General features: G+C 58.7%; 17 protein-coding genes and 1 riboswitch. Of the genes, 10 read left to right on the top strand and 7 right to left on the bottom strand.

What is annotated here, in order from left to right; genetic code table 11:
* Positions 1-25: 25 nt before the first annotated feature.
* Positions 26-337, top strand: coding sequence for an SCP2 sterol-binding domain-containing protein (locus HF027_RS08015; protein WP_168014520.1), 312 nt, complete (start codon positions 26-28; stop codon positions 335-337).
* A 78-nt stretch (positions 338-415) separates the two neighbouring features.
* Here the strand turns inward: HF027_RS08015 and nudC are convergent, their stop codons facing one another.
* The 4 genes from nudC to HF027_RS07995 form a co-directional block, all read right to left on the bottom strand.
* Positions 416-1,201 carry an NAD(+) diphosphatase gene (gene nudC, locus HF027_RS08010; protein ID WP_168014518.1) on the bottom strand — a complete coding sequence of 262 codons (786 nt, stop codon included), beginning with the start codon at positions 1,199-1,201 and terminating at the stop codon, positions 416-418.
* Complete coding sequence (gene dnaQ / locus HF027_RS08005; RefSeq protein ID WP_168014516.1) at positions 1,201-1,971, bottom strand: DNA polymerase III subunit epsilon; 771 nt, start codon at positions 1,969-1,971, stop codon at positions 1,201-1,203. Before dnaQ ends, nudC begins: the two co-directional genes overlap by 1 nt.
* A 197-nt stretch (positions 1,972-2,168) precedes the next feature.
* Positions 2,169-2,630, bottom strand: coding sequence for a ribonuclease HI (gene rnhA / locus HF027_RS08000; RefSeq protein WP_168014514.1), 462 nt, complete (start codon positions 2,628-2,630; stop codon positions 2,169-2,171).
* Complete coding sequence (locus HF027_RS07995; RefSeq protein WP_245184601.1) at positions 2,623-3,237, bottom strand: class I SAM-dependent methyltransferase; 615 nt, start codon at positions 3,235-3,237, stop codon at positions 2,623-2,625. The genes rnhA and HF027_RS07995 overlap by 8 nt, the downstream gene beginning before the upstream one ends.
* Positions 3,238-3,816: 579 nt before the next feature.
* Between HF027_RS07995 and gloB the strand changes: the two genes are divergently transcribed.
* The 9 genes from gloB (at position 3,817) to HF027_RS07950 (ending at position 13,980) form a co-directional block, all read left to right on the top strand.
* Complete coding sequence (gene gloB, locus HF027_RS07990) at positions 3,817-4,584, top strand: hydroxyacylglutathione hydrolase (RefSeq protein ID WP_168014582.1); 768 nt, start codon at positions 3,817-3,819, stop codon at positions 4,582-4,584.
* 139 nt (positions 4,585-4,723) lie between these two features.
* Positions 4,724-5,863, top strand: coding sequence for a transglycosylase SLT domain-containing protein (locus HF027_RS07985; RefSeq protein WP_245184600.1), 1,140 nt, complete (start codon positions 4,724-4,726; stop codon positions 5,861-5,863).
* 211 nt (positions 5,864-6,074) lie between these two features.
* Positions 6,075-7,871 (top strand): extracellular solute-binding protein, encoded by a 1,797-nt coding sequence (locus HF027_RS07980; protein WP_168014580.1) that lies wholly within the window; start codon positions 6,075-6,077, stop codon positions 7,869-7,871.
* Between the two features lie 187 nt (positions 7,872-8,058).
* Entirely contained in the window at positions 8,059-9,129 is a 1,071-nt protein-coding gene (locus HF027_RS07975; protein WP_168014509.1) for a microcin C ABC transporter permease YejB, read from the top strand.
* A complete protein-coding gene (locus HF027_RS07970; protein ID WP_168014508.1) occupies positions 9,129-10,229 on the top strand; it encodes an ABC transporter permease in 1,101 nt (366 codons plus the stop codon). The genes HF027_RS07975 and HF027_RS07970 overlap by 1 nt, the downstream gene beginning before the upstream one ends.
* 1 nt (position 10,230) lies before the next feature.
* On the top strand, positions 10,231-11,835 hold the full coding sequence (locus HF027_RS07965; protein WP_168014507.1) for an ABC transporter ATP-binding protein: 1,605 nt from the start codon (positions 10,231-10,233) through the stop codon (positions 11,833-11,835).
* 51 nt (positions 11,836-11,886) lie between these two features.
* Positions 11,887-11,982, top strand: a riboswitch (TPP riboswitch).
* Between the two features lie 41 nt (positions 11,983-12,023).
* The gene (gene thiM / locus HF027_RS07960; RefSeq protein ID WP_245184599.1) at positions 12,024-12,836 is read left to right on the top strand and encodes a hydroxyethylthiazole kinase; all 813 of its coding nucleotides are present in this window, start codon (positions 12,024-12,026) and stop codon (positions 12,834-12,836) included.
* Positions 12,829-13,473, top strand: coding sequence for a thiamine phosphate synthase (thiE, locus tag HF027_RS07955; protein WP_168014506.1), 645 nt, complete (start codon positions 12,829-12,831; stop codon positions 13,471-13,473). The genes thiM and thiE overlap by 8 nt, the downstream gene beginning before the upstream one ends.
* A 93-nt stretch (positions 13,474-13,566) precedes the next feature.
* Positions 13,567-13,980: a DUF4399 domain-containing protein gene (locus HF027_RS07950; RefSeq protein WP_245184598.1), complete on the top strand. Its 414-nt coding sequence runs from the start codon at positions 13,567-13,569 to the stop codon at positions 13,978-13,980.
* Between the two features lie 2 nt (positions 13,981-13,982).
* Here HF027_RS07950 and HF027_RS07945 read toward each other — a convergent pair whose 3' ends face one another.
* The 3 genes from HF027_RS07945 to HF027_RS07935 form a co-directional block, all read right to left on the bottom strand.
* Positions 13,983-14,285, bottom strand: a complete 303-nt coding sequence (locus HF027_RS07945; RefSeq protein ID WP_168014505.1) for a hypothetical protein — start codon at positions 14,283-14,285, stop codon at positions 13,983-13,985.
* Between the two features lie 267 nt (positions 14,286-14,552).
* On the bottom strand, positions 14,553-15,698 hold the full coding sequence (locus tag HF027_RS07940) for a glycosyltransferase family 4 protein (RefSeq protein WP_168014574.1): 1,146 nt from the start codon (positions 15,696-15,698) through the stop codon (positions 14,553-14,555).
* Positions 15,699-15,700: 2 nt separating this feature from the next.
* A complete protein-coding gene (locus HF027_RS07935) occupies positions 15,701-17,041 on the bottom strand; it encodes a UDP-glucose dehydrogenase family protein (RefSeq protein WP_168014504.1) in 1,341 nt (446 codons plus the stop codon).
* Positions 17,042-17,361: the final 320 nt, after the last annotated feature.

The following is a 17,361-nucleotide window of genomic DNA, read 5'->3' as shown; positions in this document are numbered from 1 at the left end:
CTGATATCGCCCCCAAGGATTCATCATGACCGACAACGTACTCGAAAAACTCCAGACACGCTTCGACTCTCAGGCGGCGCAAGGCATGGACGATGTATTCCAATTCAATTTCAGCGACAAGGGCAGCTACTACCTGGTGGTCAAGGAGGGCAGCCTGGATATTCAGGAAGGCGAGCACGACGATCCCTCGGTGACGCTGTCAATGTCCAGCGACACACTGAAAGGCGTAATGAACGGAGATATCAGTGGCATGAGCGCCTTCATGAGCGGTCAGCTCAAAGCGACCGGGAATGTCATGCTGGCAACACGATTGAACAGCCTTTTCCCAAGCCGCTAACCACATCGGCTCGCCTTACAACCCTCAACGACATCATGCGAAGGCGGCCCATCATTCTTGTGACCCGCCTTGCCTTGCTTAGTAGCCTCGCGCTGAGACGGCCTTGAGATGGGTATCGATCAACTGTCTGGAGATCGAAAAATCGGGGGGTAGCTCAGGCAGTTCGTGGGGATGGAACCAGGCCGCATCGGCGATTTCTCGGTCATCGATGCGAATATCTCGGCTAGCCGCCTCGGCGAAGTACCCAAGCATCAGCGAATGCGGAAATGGCCAGGCCTGACTGCGGAAATAGCTGGTCCGCCCGACCGAGACACCCACCTCCTCGAACACTTCGCGCCGGACGGCTTCTTCTGCCGACTCGCCCGGCTCAATGAAGCCCGCAAGGGTCGAATAACGCCCCACCGGGAAGCGTGGGCTGCGCCCTAACAGCATGGCATCACCGTGAGTGACCAGGGTGATGATACACGGCGAGATACGGGGATAGTTGCGATGACCACAGGCATCACAGTGCATCGCAAACTCCCAGGCGACATGGCGGGCCCGGCTGCCACAACGACCACAGAAGCGGTGATTCTGCCACCAACTGGCAACCTGCAGCGCGGTCGACATCAGTGGAAAATAATCGTCAGGCAGGTTCGACAGCCAGGCACGTCCATCTGGCCAATCTTCCGCAGCCTGAGGGTCATCATCATCGAATACCAGCGCTATCGGCTGGTTATGCCAGTAGCCAAGGGGAAGCGCTTCGGAAGGCCAGGGGCCAGGACCGTGCAGAGGTGCGCCCTCCTCCCCGGGAGCGAATCGCCCTCGGTGCAGGCGGAGCATCCATCCTGACGACGCCCCCTTGGGAAGAATGCGCTGAAACATCAGCTCACCTCGCCATCAGGCGAACCAGGCGCCTGGGACCAGCCTGGTAAATGATCCCAGGCACACTCACCCGACGCCTCGCGTATACCTGCCAACTTGGCATGATGCGCCGCCAACTCTGCATCGTTCGGCGCAACGACAGTAAGACGAGGGCGCGCCTCATCCAGGCGTCGGATATCACTGCTCTGCTGCGCGCTGTCTTGTTCATTGCCAGATTGGGCATCCAACGTCAGTGCTGTCTGCCCACCGGTCATGTGCAGATACACATCGGCCAGAATCTCGGCATCCAACAACGCGCCGTGCAGCACTCGATGGCCATTCTCTATCTGATAGCGCTTGCATAGCGCATCGAGGCTATTACGCTGCCCTGGGTGCATCTTTCGCGCCATTACCAGCGTGTCGAGTATCCGGCAATGGTCTGCGACGGGCCCCAGAGGCGTGCTGCGCGTGGCGTTGAGCATCGACAGCTCGTTATCGATGAAACCAACATCGAAGGGCGCATTATGGATAACCAGCTCGGCGCCTTCGATAAAGGCCCAGAATTCATCAGCAATCGCCGCAAAGACGGGCTCGTTGGCTACACGGTCATTGGTGATCCCGTGAATGCCGATCGCCTCTTCCTCAATGTCCCTTTCCGGGTTGATGAACTGATGGTAAGTGCGACCGGTCAGGCGTCGATTGATCATCTCCACACCCCCGATCTCGATCAGGCGATGCCCATCACGAGGGTCGATGCCCGTGGTTTCGGTATCAAGAATGATCTGACGCATGATATCTCTCTGTGTTTAAGCGGGCTTTCTGATTAGGAATGACGCTATATCGCCTCGAACGTCAGTAAGCTCAGCGGCATTGAGTCCGTCATGATGCTGCACATATGAATCGTTAGGCGATATTCATGCGCCTCTCAGGGCTGTGTTGCAGAACTGGCGCCAGCTTACGGGCGGCAACGGCAAACCAGGGGGCGCTGCTAGCCAGGCGAGGCCTGGTGCTCGTCAATCGCCTCATTTGCCAAGGCATCTGCCGCATCGTTGCCTGGATGGCCACTATGGCCCTTGACCCAGTGCCATTCGATGGAGTGGCGATGCGTTTCCTTGAGCAGTTCCTGCCAAAGCTCAGCATTCTTGACCGGTTGGCGAGACGCTGTTTTCCAGCCCTTCTTCTGCCAGCCATGGATCCACTCGGTGATGCCTTTACGCAAGTACTGAGAATCTGTCCATAGTGCCACCTGGCACTCTCGCTTGAGCTCACGCAAGGCCATGATGGCTGCCATCAGCTCCATACGATTATTAGTGGTTCTGGCTTCAAACCCCTTGAGCCGCTTCTCGTGATCACCGCTCTTCATGAGGGCGCCCCACCCTCCGGGACCAGGATTGCCTCGACAGGCCCCATCGGTATAAATCGTCACGCTGGTTAATGCGGTGTCAGTCACCCTCGGTCATCCTATCGGGTTGTCGTGCCAAGCCGGTTGCGCGGCCAATGCCGGCAGCTCCCAGCGAAGAGCTCATCCTCAGCCGCGGCCGCTGAACGGTCGCCAGATGTGAACGACGCCGAGCACGTATCATGAACGTATCCCCGAGCGGCAGATTATAACGCCGGCCCAGGGCCTCAAGGCCGGTATTGCGGGGCGCGCCACCCGGCCAGTGAAAACCGCAGTAGTCTACCCGCTCGATCTCAAAATCGACAAATGTCAGCCAGTCCTTGAGCCGACCGGGCGTTCGCCAGTGACCATTCCAAGGCAAGCGTCGACGTTTGTGGGGCATGAGACGATTCCAGCCGGAGACGCCCTGGGGACTCCAGCCAAAGATGAGCAATCGCCCCTCATCCGCCGTGACTCTGGCGGCTTCCTGCAGGACATGATGAGGCTGAGCGACAACCTCCAACAGGTGATGGATCACCACCAGCGTCATGGATTCGTCAGGCAAGGGCAGCTGCTCAGGCAGGCAAACCAGCGTTGAGGGATGCTCGGCAAGCTCATGCGTGGGTGACCACTGAATGGAGTGGTTGATCGGGCACATGTCAGTCAATGTCGATGTCATACCCAGCTCAAGGCTGTGAGCACCGAATAGACGCTCGCACACAGGTCCCAGGCAGGCGCGCTCCGCTGCCCAGTGCGCACGCCCATCCTCAGTGGACCAATAGCGACGGGCTTCTCGCACCACCCTTGCCAGGTATATCGGATCAGGCGAATTTGACACGCTAAGCCGGAGCCTCCAAGGTAACGACTATTTTTGACAACGACCATACAGTCATCATGCGGAATGGCCTGCAATGACATGGTAGTTAGTCGGTATAGCTCACATCACTGTGCATGATAGCGAACTGCCCTCCTACGATACGGCCATCACTTTAGGCTGAAAGCATCGAGACACCTCAGGGATGATAGGTAGCTCGCCACGGCGAGGTAAGGTTGAGGCGGTCCCGGTGATGATGAACGGTGATGGTACAGCGCTGAAGAAGTGCGGTTCAAATAGGCTTGAGCGCAGAGAACACTCATATACTGATACGCCATTTACCGCCACCATGCTCGCCTGCTTATTGATTCGCAACCGCTGACAGCAATATAGCAGCATGAATCGCCCGACATGATGCCGTCTAAAATCGAGGATACACCCCCCATGCTGAGCGTGACACCGATCCCGGCCTTCAAGGACAACTACATCTGGCTATTACGCCAGGACACCAGCCCCAAGGTGGCGGTTGTCGATCCGGGCGATGCCTCGCCGGTTATCGAGCTCCTGGAGCGTGAGGGCTTGACCCTTGGCACCATCCTCATCACGCATCATCACCCCGATCATACGGGAGGCCTTCCTGAGCTTATCGAACGCTACCATCCCCGCGTCATTGGCCCGGATAACCCGAGGATAGACGGCATTGATGAACGCTTGGCAGATGGCGACGAGTGCCTTGTGATGGGGCGGCGTTTCGAGGTCATGGCGGTACCCGGTCACACGCTGGATCATATCGCCTTCTTTGCCGCTGGCGTACCGCCTCTACTGTTCTGTGGTGACACCCTATTCTGTGGAGGCTGTGGCCGACTCTTCGAGGGCACAGCCGAACAGATGCATGCCTCACTCTCACGGCTGACCACCCTGCCCGGCGACACTCTGGTTTTCGCCGCGCATGAATACACGCTTGCCAATCTGGAATTTGCCAAGGCGGCTGATCCGGAGAATACGCTCCTCGACGCCTTTCAACGAGATTGCAAACGAGCACGCGATCTGGAGCGACCCACGCTTCCCAGCAACATGGCACGCGAGATGCAGATCAACCCGTTTCTGCGTAGCGACCAGCCAAGCGTTCAGCGGGCCGCCGCCAACCAAGGCGAAACAGACACGCCGCTTGCCACCTTCGCCACCCTTCGTGCCTGGAAAGATGCCTTTTAAGTCACTCTGGCCCTTTAATCAGCAGGCCAGGCACTTTTCATTTCCCAGAACCATCTGCCCCTGGACGCACTAGCATCGCGCCCGAGAGGACCCTAGATTTATGTCAACTTACATCACTGCGCGCCGCCGGATTATTTGTATGGCCGGTACGCTCATCAGCAGCCTGACCCTTGCTGCCTTCGCGGCCAAGGCCAATACGCTTGATACTGGCGGCGACCAATATAGAAGCGGAGAACACCAGAGCTTCAAATACGACCATCAGTCCCATACACATTTCTGGGACGAGCTAGCGCTCAAGAAACCGGATCTTTGGGAAACGCTGCGCCAGCGCTTTGCCTGGCAGGATCAGGTTGATCAACCTCGTGTACAGGAATGGATTGATCATTATCAGCAACGGCCCCAAAACATCGCCGACATCATCCACCGCTCACGCCCCTGGATGCATTGGATCATCAGCCGCGTCGAAGATCGCGGACTGCCCGGCGAAATCGCCCTGCTGCCCTTCGTTGAGAGCGCCTTTGATACCCAGGCTCGCAGCCACCGCGGCGCCACTGGGCTATGGCAATTCATGCCCCGCACCGGCGACGCGCTGGGACTGACGCGTACTCGTGGCTACGACGGTAGACTGGACGTGGTTGCAGCCACCGAGGCGGCGCTGGACTACCTTGAGGGCCAGGCGGCCCAGTGGTACGAGGGCGACATGGAACTCTCGCTTGCCGCCTACAACGCGGGCGCTGGCACCGTTAACCGTGCCCAGCGTGCCGCGGAGAACCGAGGGCAGCCATCTGACTACTGGCACCTGCGCTTGCCAAGCGAGACCATGGACTATGTGCCCAAACTGCTGGCGATTTCGGCAATCATCAATGATCCAGAGCGCTATCAGCTGTCTCTGCCATCCATCGAGAACTCACCCGCCGTTGCCGCGGTCGAGATCGATGTTCCGCTAAGCATGGATCGTCTATCCCATATGGCCAATGTCAGTGCGGAGCGCCTTGAAACGCTGAACCCGGGGCATCTTGATGGCTTCTTGAATCCTGCCAATACGCCGGAACTCGTTGTGCCCGCCGACGCCAAGGCCACGCTATTAGCCAACCTGAATAGCGTCTCCACTGGCACGGTCCGTTACGTGGTAAGCAGTGGCGACAACCTGTCGGCCATCGCCGATCAGCATAACGTAAGCCTGGCGTCTCTTCGCCAGCGCAACGGCCTCAGTGGTGACATGATCCGCGCCGGCCAGACACTGTATATCCCCAACCAGACAATCCTTGCCTCCAACTGACACCCCGGAGGATGCGCGGCCCCTTGCGTTTTAGGCGGATAGCGCGCGGCAGAGTTTACAAGTCACGCGCCGGCTGACACCTTAACGGCTGGGCTCGCATCACCAGATGTGAGCCGCCCGACAGGATTCAAGGATGTCGCCGATGATCACTGCTGCCTTCCCCCTTCATGCCCGAGCGTCTCGGGGCCGCCTCACTATTTCCTGGGTTGCCATGGCGAGCCTGGCCGTACCGGCCCTGGCGATGGCTTCGACTCCAGCGCCTACCGTTCATGGCCTGGCACTCTATGGTGAGCCTGCCCTGCCAGCAGATTTCAAGCATTTCCCCTACGTCAATCCTGACGCACCCAAAGGCGGGAGCCTGTTGCGGGCAGCCATTGGTGGCAGCTTTGATTCGACCAACCCTTTCATCGTGCGTGGCACCGCGGCCGCCGACCTAGACCAAATCTATGACACCTTGCTCGAGGGCAACCCCGACGAGACCTTCTCGAGTTACGGCCTGCTCGCCGAGGGCATTCGCCTTGACCCACAAAGACGCTGGATCGAGTTCGACCTGAGACCCGAGGCACGCTTTCATGATGGAGAGCCAGTCGAGGCCAGTGATGTGGTCTTCAGTTTCAAGACCCTGACGGAACAGGGACAGCCCTTCTATGCGGCTTACTACGAAGATGTCACCGGCGTCCGTGCACTGGATGATGACACCGTGCGCTTCGAGTTCGCGCCGGATAATTCCCGAGAACTGCCACTGATCATCGGCCAACTGCCGATCCTGCCCGAGCACTTTTGGCGCAGCCGCGACTTCAGCGCCACCACGCTTGATCCACTTCTCGGCTCAGGCCCTTATCGCATCAGCGAGGTACAGCCCGGTCAACGCATTGTCTATGAGCGGGTGGAAGATTATTGGGGCAAGGACCTGCCAGTGAATCAGGGCCGCCACAATATCGACGAGCTGGTGTATGACTACTATCGCGACCAGACAGTGGCACTTGAGGCTTTCAAGGCCGGCAGCCTGGACATGCGCATTGAGTCCAGTGCCCGCCAGTGGGCAACCGCCTATGACTTCCCCGCCGCCGAAAACGGCTTCGTCAAGCAACTGACGATTCAGGATGGCCAGCCGTCCGGCATGCAGGCCTATGTGATGAACCTGCGACGCGATACCTTCAAGGATCCCCGCGTTCGCGAAGCCATCAATCTGGCTTTCGATTTTTCCTGGCTCAACGACAATCTTTTCTATGGCGCCTATAAGCGCACTGAGAGCTTTTTTGAAAACTCTCCCATGGCGGCCGACGGCTTGCCGTCAGAAGAAGAGCTTGCCCTTCTTGAGCCATTTCGCGACCAGCTCCCCGCTGCCGTCTTCGAAACACCGCTGCCACTGGAAGAGCCCGAGAAGCTGCGACCACGCCTGGCCAAAGCCCTGGATCTGCTCAACGAGGCTGGCTATGTCGTCCGTGATGGGACGATGACCCATGTTGAGACCGGAAAGCCGTTAAGCGTGGAAGTGCTGCTCTATGACACTCAGTTCGAGCGGGTCGTCCAGCCATTGCTGCGCAACCTGGCCCGTCTCGGCGTGCAAGGCGATATCCGCATCGTTGATGTAAACCAGTATTTAAATCGACTGCGCAGCTTCGATTACGACATGATCGTCGGCAGCTTCCCGCAGTCCAACAACCCAGGCAATGAGCAGCGTGAGTACTGGACCAGTGAGTACGCACACGAGCCTCAGAGTCGTAACTTGATCGGCCTGGAAAATCCGGCAGTCGATTCACTGGTCGAGACGCTGATTCGCGCCGATAGCCGCGATGAGCTCAACACCGCTGCCCACGCTCTGGATCGCGTGCTGCGCCATGGGTTCTATGTGGTGCCTCAGTGGTTTCTCGACAAAACACGAATCGCCGTGTGGGACATGTTCGACTATCCGCAGCCATTTCCAGAGTACAATCTCGATCTGGCCGCCTGGTGGGTCGATCCGGAACGGGCAGCCGACATCAGGAAGCGTCAACGGAGTCGCTGACATTAGCCCCATCACTCCTGATCCGGCACCAATTCGGGGTGGCGGGGCTTACAACACCCCATCGCTGGCGTCCCTTAGCGAGATCCATGGAAGCCCGTCGTCAGATGACCGGTTACACCCAGCCGTGCATCAACGTCCCGGGCCGTTTTCACTGAAGCTACTGCTGGAATGCTAAAAAGGACTCTTCGTGCCTGCCTACGTCCTTCGCCGCCTATTGCTGATGATTCCTACACTGCTGGGAATCCTGTTGCTCAACTTCATCATCGTTCAAGCCGCGCCTGGCGGTCCCATCGACCAGATGCTCGCACGGACCCAGGGGTTGGACAGCTCGGCCAGCACGCGACTCGAGGGCGGTGGTGGTGATCGTGTCCAGGGGGAGTCCCGCGGCTCGAGAGGCATCGAAGAACGCTTCATCGCTCAGCTCGAGGAACAGTTTGGCTTCGACAAACCGGCCCATGAACGGTTTTTCGACATGCTCGGCAACTATGCCACCTTCGATTTCGGTGAAAGCTTCTTTCGCGACCGACCGGTCGTCGATCTGATGATCGAGCGGCTTCCCGTCTCGATCTCACTGGGACTCTGGACGACCTTGCTGGTCTACCTGATCTCGATTCCCTTGGGGGTGCGCAAGGCCTTGCGCCATGGTTCGCCCTTCGATGTCTGGACCTCAGGCCTGGTAATCGTCGGCTATGCGATTCCCGGTTTTCTGTTCGCGATCCTGCTGATCGTGCTGTTTGCTGGCGGCAGCTACTTCGATGTCTTCCCGTTACGCGGCCTGACCTCGCCGGATTTCGACACGCTTTCCACCTGGGGCAAGGTCAAGGACTACTTCTGGCACATCTCATTGCCCGTATTGGCCTCCGCGATCGGTAGTTTTGCCACGCTGACTATGTTGACCAAGAACAGTTTTCTCGACGAGATTCACAAGCAGTATGTGCTCACCGCCCGCGCCAAGGGCGCCAGTGATCGCCAGGTGCTCTATGGACACGTCTTCCGCAACGCCATGCTGATCATCATTGCCGGACTGCCCTCAGCGCTGATCGGTATCTTCTTCACGGGCTCACTGCTGATCGAGGTTATCTTCTCTCTCAATGGACTCGGCCTTCTCGGCTTCGAAGCCGTCATGCAACGCGACTATCCGGTGATTTTCGGCACTCTCTACCTGTACACCCTGATCGGCCTGATCCTGAAGCTGATATCCGATCTGACCTATGTGTGGGTCGATCCCCGCATTGATTTTGCGACGAGGGAGGCCTGATGATCGGCACTCGATGGTTCCAGTCACTGTCACCTATCACGCGCCGTCGTCTCGCTGTCTTCAATGGCAACGGTCGGGCACGGATCTCCCTATGGTTGTTCCTTGGCATGTTCATCCTGAGCCTGGGCGCCGAGCTGATCGCCAATGACAAACCCCTGATCATGCAGTATCAAGGCGACTGGTACGTTCCGCTGCTGGTCGACTATCCGGAGACGGAGTTCGGTGGTTTCCTGCCGACGGCCACCGACTATCGCGATCCCTATGTGCGCGATGCCATCGCAGCTGAAGGTTGGATGCTATGGCCGCCGATTCCTTACTCCTACCAGACGCTGGACATGGAACTCAGCCGGCCAGCCCCTTCTTCACCGGATGGGCGCCACTGGCTGGGAACTGACGATCAGGGTCGCGATGTGCTCGCCCGAGTGATCTATGGATTTCGGCTTTCGGTGATCTTCGCTCTGGTGCTGACCATCGGCTCACTGGTAATGGGTGTGGCTATCGGCGGCATTCAGGGGTACTTCGGCGGCAAGGTCGACTTGATCGGCCAGCGGGTGATCGAGATCTGGTCAGGGCTTCCAGTGCTTTTCCTGCTGATCATTCTGGCGAGCCTGGTCGAACCCAACCTATGGTGGCTGCTTGGCATCATGCTGCTGTTTTCCTGGCTGGGCCTGGTTGACGTCGTGCGCGCCGAGTTCCTGCGCGCGCGTAACCTAGAATACGTGCGCGCCGCCAAGGCCATGGGCCTGCCCTCGCACCTGATCATGTGGCGCCATGTGTTGCCCAATGCCATGGTCGCCACCTTGACCTTCATTCCCTTTCTGTTCACTGGCGCCATCACGACCCTGACCGCCCTGGATTTTCTGGGTTTCGGTCTGCCGCCTGGCTCGCCTTCACTGGGCGAACTGGTCGCACAGGGCAAGAACAATCTGCAAGCCCCCTGGCTCGGTATCACCGCCTTTGTGAGCCTGTCACTGATGCTATCGCTGCTGGTGTTCATCGGCGAAGGGCTGCGTGATGCCTTCGACCCACGCCATATTCAGACAAGCCCCAAGGCGCAGGTGGCCACCCGCACTGAGGCCAGGAGCACGGAGGATGCCTGAGATGACGACCTCCCACACCGGCCGCCCACTGCTGAGCCTGGATGAGTTGACCATCACTTTCGATGGCGAGACGGTCGTCGATGGCCTATCGCTGCATATCCATGCCGGCGAAGCGCTGGCCCTGGTCGGCGAGTCAGGCTCAGGCAAGTCGGTCAGTGCTCTTGGTGCCATGAACCTGCTGCCAGGCAATGCCCAGGTTAGCGGACGCCGCCAACTCGGTGAGACCAACCTGGCAACGCTTAGACGGCGGGATTGGCAGGGGCTACTAGGCAGCCGAGTGGGCTTCGTCTTTCAGGAGCCAATGACCTCATTGAACCCGCTGCATACCGTCGAAAAGCAGATCGGCGAGACGCTGCGGCTCCATCAGGGGCTTAGCGGCAAAGCCGCCCGCGCCAGGGCCCGCGAGCTTCTGATTCAGGTCCAATTACCGCGGCCGGATGAGCTGCTTGATGCCTGGCCCCACCAACTATCCGGTGGCCAGCGCCAGCGGGTGATGATCGCGATGGCGATCGCCAATGAGCCGGATCTATTGATCGCCGATGAGCCCACCACGGCGCTCGATGTCACCGTGCAGCAGGATATCCTGGCGCTGCTCAGAGAGCTTCGCGAGCGCCATGGAATGGGCATGCTGCTGATCACCCATGACCTGAACCTGGTGCGTCGCCATGCCGATCGGGTCTGCGTGCTCTATCACGGCCGCGAGCAGGAAACCGGGCCGGTGGAGCGAGTGTTCCGCGACCCGCAGAGCCACTATACCCGCACGCTACTGGATGCCGAGCCTCGGGGCCGCCCCCTGCCGCTCGACACCCCGCCGATGCTGCTGGCCGCCCGGTCATTACGCGTCGCCTTCTCACGACCCAAGCGCCTGTTCTCTCGCACTCCGCCCCCCTTCGTTGCCGTGCAGCCCCTCGATCTGACCCTTCGCCGTGGTGAGACGCTGGGCATCGTCGGCGAATCCGGTTCCGGGAAGACGACCCTGGCCATGGCACTCCTGCGCCTGACCGGAAGCGACGGGGAGATCGACTTCGCAGGCGAACGTCTGGATACGCTCAGCGGCAACACCCTGCGCAAACAGCGCCGACGCTTCCAGATCGTCTTCCAGGACCCTTACGGTTCGCTGTCGCCTCGCCTGCCTGTCGCCAAGATCATCAGTGAAGGCCTTCGCTTTCATCATCCCGAGCTCGATGACGCTGAGGTCGACAGGCGCGTACAGGCGACGCTCGAAGAGGTCGGTCTTCCCAGCGACTGTGCCTCACGCTACCCCCACGAATTCTCCGGTGGGCAGCGCCAGCGCATCGCCGTGGCGAGAGCGGTCATCCTCGAGCCTGAACTCATCGTGCTCGACGAGCCCACCTCGGCACTGGATCGCACCGTACAGAAGCAGTTGGTCGAGCTGCTGAGGGATTTGCAGGCAAGGCGTGGGCTGAGCTATCTGTTCATCAGCCATGATCTCGCCGTGGTCCGGACCATGGCGCATCGTGTCATGGTCATGAAGGACGGTGAGGTAGTGGAAGAAGGCACAAGCGAGCAGGTACTGGGCGCACCGCAGACGTCCTACACCAGAGCACTTGTCGAGGCCGCCGGCCTGGCGCCGACGACTGACTGAGGCGAAGAAGAGCGGGCTTTACAGCCAGCCTATCGGCAGAGATAGTGAGCGTACTGACGACAGGGGCGCCGGCAAGTCGCCGGCTGAGAGGCACCCTTCGAACCTGATCCGGATAATGCCGGCGGAGGGAGTCGTGTGGTAGATGCTTCCTGCGCCTGCCACACGATAGCCTCCGCCACGGAGGCCCAATGACCCGCCCAATGAGTAGCATCGACCCCATTCCTCACCTGAGGCGCGTTCACGAGACAGCGCCGCTGATCCACAACATCACCAACTTCGTCGCCATGAATGCCATGGCCAATGTATTGCTGGCCATCGGCGCGTCACCGGCCATGGTGCACGCTCGCGAGGAAGCCGCCGAGTTTGCAGGCTTGGCTCAGGCCCTGACGATCAACATCGGCACCCTGTCACCGCACTGGGTCGACGCCATGCTGGAAGCCGCAAGGGCGGCCAATGCCGTCAGCACGCCCTGGGTAATGGACCCCGTTGCTGTAGGTGCCACCCACTATCGCCGCCAGACGGCCAAGCAGCTGATTGAGCTGTCGCCGAGCGTGATCCGCGGCAATGCCTCTGAAATCATTGCGCTGGCAGGCCAAAGCAGTACCGGACGCGGTGTCGACAGTACCGATGCCTACGACGATGCCATTGACTCAGCCCTTCAACTGGCCCGCCAGACCGGCGCGGTGGTTGCTGTCACCGGTGAACAGGACCTGGTCACCGATGGCCAACGCCTGGTGAGGGTCGCAGGGGGTCATCCGCTCATGCCCAAGGTCACGACCCTGGGGTGCTCGTTAACAGGCGTCGTCGCCGCCTTTATCGCCGCTGCAGAGGATACCCTGGCGGCCACCGTCGCCGCCCTTTGCTGCTATGCCACGGCCGGCGAACTGGCGGGGGGTGAGGCCAAGGGGCCCGGCAGCTTCGCCGTAGCTTTCATCGATGCCCTGCATGCACTTGATGCACAGGCACTGGAAGGCCGTCATCTGGACATCGAACATGTCTGATCGGCGCCCAACCAAGTCATTCGATCTGTCCTTGTATCTCGTCACCGATGCCAGACTATGCGCCGGGACAGGGATCATCGACACGGTGCTTGCCGCTGTTCGCGGCGGCGTCACGATGGTACAGCTGCGTGACAAGGAGGCGAGCGACGCTGAGCTTATCACTCAAGCACACAAGCTGATGAAAGCACTTCAGGGCAGCGGCGTACCCCTGATTATCAACGATCGACTGGAGGTCGCCCTCGCCGCCATGGCGGATGGTCTACATATCGGCCAGGGAGACGGTGATGTTGCCGAGGCACGCAGAAAGCTGGGGCCAGACGCCATTTTGGGGCTCTCGGTCGAAAATGGCAGCCAACTTCGGGCCCTAAACAAGCAAGAGCTAGACTACATTGGCCTTGGTCCAGTATTTGCCACCACCAGCAAGCAAGATCATGCACTTCCCCTGGGAATTGAAGGTCTCACTGAACTAGTGACGGCCAGCCCATTGCCAACGGTCGCCATCGGCGGTTTGAAGGTCGAGCATGCAGAGGCAATTTGGGAAACGGGTGCAAATGGGCTGGCAGTGATCTCGGCGATTTGCGGTCAACCCGATCCCCAGGCGGCCGCACGCGCCTTTGGCATGAAGCGACTACACTGACCCTTGCTAGACCTAGTCATATCCCGCTGCGAGACGTCATGATGAGCTCGTGAACGATAAGATGTTCGGACACAGAATCAAGGAGACATTGATATGAAGATGCTGACGCAAGGAACCGGCCGCTGGTTAAGTGCAGTGGCGCTGACGCTGCTTTCTATACCGGCTTTCGCCATGGACGGAGTCGAATTTTCGACGCCAAAAGACGGTGCTGAAGTATCCAGCCCGATTCAGGTAGAAATGGAGGTCACGGGCATGCAAGTTCAGCCTGCCGGGACCATGGAAGAAGGCACCGGCCACCATCATTTGATCATTGATGCCGGGCCGGTGACCAAGGGTGAGGTCATTCCCGCAGACGATCACCATGTCCACTTCGGTGGCGGCCAGACCAGCCATGAATTGAGCCTGAAACCAGGCGAACACACCCTGACGCTTCAGTTCGCCGATGGCGAGCACAAGTCCTATGGGCAAGACTGGTCACGTACCATCACAGTAGACGTTGTCGAATAATCCTACCTGGGCTCACCGTTACTTTCCCTGTCGGTGAGCCTGATTTCCTGAAGCGAGACACCGTGCTTCAAAGCCAGGTAAGTCACCTCGTCGCGACTTTCCTTTTCTGCCAAGCGATGAATAGCGAGACGTCTTGGCAAGTAGAGCAACTCAACCACGCCCCAGCTGACTAGAATGGCGGGCAGGGCCCACCACCATTGCCAAGTGTCGCGCAGCATCGCCTCCATTCCCCACACCGCTGCAGGAGAAAGTAGTATCCCTAAAAAAATTTGATGGAGGCCAAGGAAACGATTGCTTGAAATCATTTGGTATCGCAACAGCTTAGGCGATCTTGCGACAGGCTTTGAGGGTGAACTCATATCGGGCATGGAAGATAAAGGACTTGTCAAAAAAGTGGAATTCAGCATCATATAATGCTGTGGAAAATACACGAGAAAGAACGAAAGGAAAGCATATTTAGCTTCAATTTCACTCTCTTACATCCTGTTACCCAAATATTTACTTATGCCCTACAGCCGCTGGGTTTAGTGTATTCGTGTCCATCACGCCTACTTGATCTCCTTGATTGCATATCATGCCGACGTCGAGGCAAGACGCTTGAGACTGGTGCGTAGTTTTTCTCGCTGCGCAAGATACGAGTACTGCTGAACATAAGTGGCAAGCTCATCACCCATGGCCGCCTTTTCTCGCTGGAGCAAGAAAGCCATCCGGTCCGCCCATTCAGCACTCGTCGCTTCATGGGACATCACCAAATCAGGGTATATGTCCGAAAGCAACTCAGATGCACCGACACGGTCGGATACCAGTACAGGGGTGGCACAGGCCATGGCTTCCGCCACCACCAGCCCGAACTCCTCGATATGGGCTGGCAGTACGAACAAGTCAAGTGCACCAAAGACGGTCTCGACGTCGGGTATGGTTGAACGCCAGACGATACGGTCCTCTAAACCCAAGTCGCGGGCCTGCTGCTGATATTCCGACGTATTATCTTTGCCTACCACCAGAAAGCGATAACGCTGCGGATCTCGACGCTGTAGCTCGGCAGCCATTTCAATGAAGCCTGCGACGTTTCGCTTGGCAAAATTACCCGACGTGACAAGACCAATCAGCTTTTCATCTGCCGCCACACCCAATGCATCACGCGTATTCGTGCGTTCTGCACGAGCGCGCTGGGAATTGAACTGCTGTGGATCGTAGCCCGGATAGCTGATCTCTATCTTTCCAGGGTCGATCCCGTAACGGCTAGAGACCTCATTGCCCATCAGCTGAGAATTGACGACCACCTGACGAAACTTGCCGCCACCAAGCACATGGTCATGAATCGATGCTACCTCATGCCCCCTGGAGAGCTCTCGGCCACGGATATATTGCTCGGCCAGATGAACGCAGTTATGTAGATAGAGGGTATCCCGCGTTTCACAATCGCCATGGCTCACAAGGACATCCGGGCGATGCCGTCGACACCAGGCCTGCACACGTCGATTGAACCAGAAACGTCGGAATGCCCCCTTGAAGGGCCATCGCCATAGCTTGACGACTGAGGCACCCGTGTCTGCTACGACCTTGGTATTCCCACGCTCGACCAGTAGCGAGACCTCAAATCCAAGCTCAGTGAGTAATTTTGCTTGTGCCAGGGCAACTCGACTGGCGCCGGTGGATTTTTCCACCTGCCGAATAGCGATAGCCGCTGACCGACCCCGCTCCCCCGCGTCAGTCATGCTCACACTGACACCAATGAATCGCCGCGCCCCACCGCAAAGTACATCAACCCTGCGTCCTTGACGGCCTTCGGCGAGAACAGGTTACGACCATCGACCACCACCGGCATGGTGAGCTGTGCCTTGAGCCAATCAAAATCAAGAACACGAAACTCCTTCCACTCCGTGCAGATGACCAGTGCATCGACTCCCTTCACTGCTTGAATCCGGTCGGCCACCAGGACGAGGTCATCGCGATCGCCATAAATACGCCGACATTCCTTCATGGCCTCCGGGTCGTAGGCCTGAACCCTGGCACCAGCGGCCCACAGGGCTTCCATGACGTCGCGGCTCGGCGCGTCGCGCATGTCATCGGTGTTGGGCTTGAATGACAGCCCCCACAGGGCGATGGTCTTGCCGGCCAGGTCACCGTCGAAGGCCTGGCTGAGTTTGGCAAACAGGGTGCTCTTCTGACGACGGTTGACGGTCTCGACGGCATGGAGAAGATCAGCGGGATAGTCGACCTCACGGGCGGTGCGCGCCAGCGCCTGGACGTCCTTGGGGAAGCAGGAGCCGCCGTAACCACATCCCGGGTAGATGAAGTGATAACCAATGCGCGGGTCGCTACCGATGCCCTGGCGCACCTGCTCGACATCGGCGCCCAGCCGCTCGGCCAGATTGGCGATCTCATTCATGAAGCTGATCTTGGTCGCCAGCATGGCGTTGGCGGCGTACTTGGTCAGTTCAGCGGCCCGCACATCCATGAATATCATCTTTTCATGGTTGCGATTATAGGGGGCGTAGCATTCACGCATCCGCGCCTTGACGTGTTCGGCGTCGGTGCCCACCACGATGCGGGCGCCGCCGCTGAAGTCCTCGATGGCCGCGCCTTCCTTGAGAAACTCCGGATTCGAGCAGACATCAAAGTCGATCTCCACGCCTCGCTCAGCCAAGGTATGGGCGACAGCGTCACGGACACGGTCGGCCGTTCCCACCGGTACGGTGGACTTATCGATGATGATCTTTGACTCGTTCATGTGCTCGCCGATGGTCTTGGCCACCGACAGCACATACTTGAGGTCGGCGCTGCCATCTTCGTCCGGCGGCGTGCCAACGGCAATGAACTGCAATTCCCCATGCGTCACAGCCGTCGCCGCGTCCGTGGTGAAACGCAGCCGACCCGATGCCACGTTGGTGGATACCATCGCCTCAAGGCCCGGCTCATAGATCGGAATATCGCCCTGATGGAGGCGCGCGATCTTGTCGGCATCCACATCCATGCACATGACGTCATGGCCCACATCGGCCAGGCAGGTGCCGGTAACCAGGCCTACGTATCCTGTGCCGAAAATGGTAATTTTCATTCAATGACTCCTAACTCAAGATAACAAAAGTCCGCACACCACAGGTAGTGTACCTAAGCGCAGAGGGATATGACGGAATGATACCTTAGGCGTCCCACTGGCTGCATTGCTGAAGGCCAAGGAATAACCATGCGCATTAGCAAGCCACGCATGCAAAATGGCATGTTGAGGCGATGGAGCCACGGATGGGCCATGTAGACATAGCCTCGCTGGCTGGCTGAACGATGTTCGAGGGCGTTACCAAGGGTGGCAAAGAGACGAATAGGCAGATATAAAAGGACCAGACACAACAAGACCCGCATTGAGCGGGCCTTGTTTAG

The organism is Halomonas salinarum, from assembly GCF_012062845.1.
Taxonomy (GTDB): domain Bacteria; phylum Pseudomonadota; class Gammaproteobacteria; order Pseudomonadales; family Halomonadaceae; genus Onishia; species Onishia salinarum.
The sequence above is the reverse complement of the archived record's forward strand: the minus strand, read 5'-3'. Positions and strand labels throughout refer to the sequence as shown.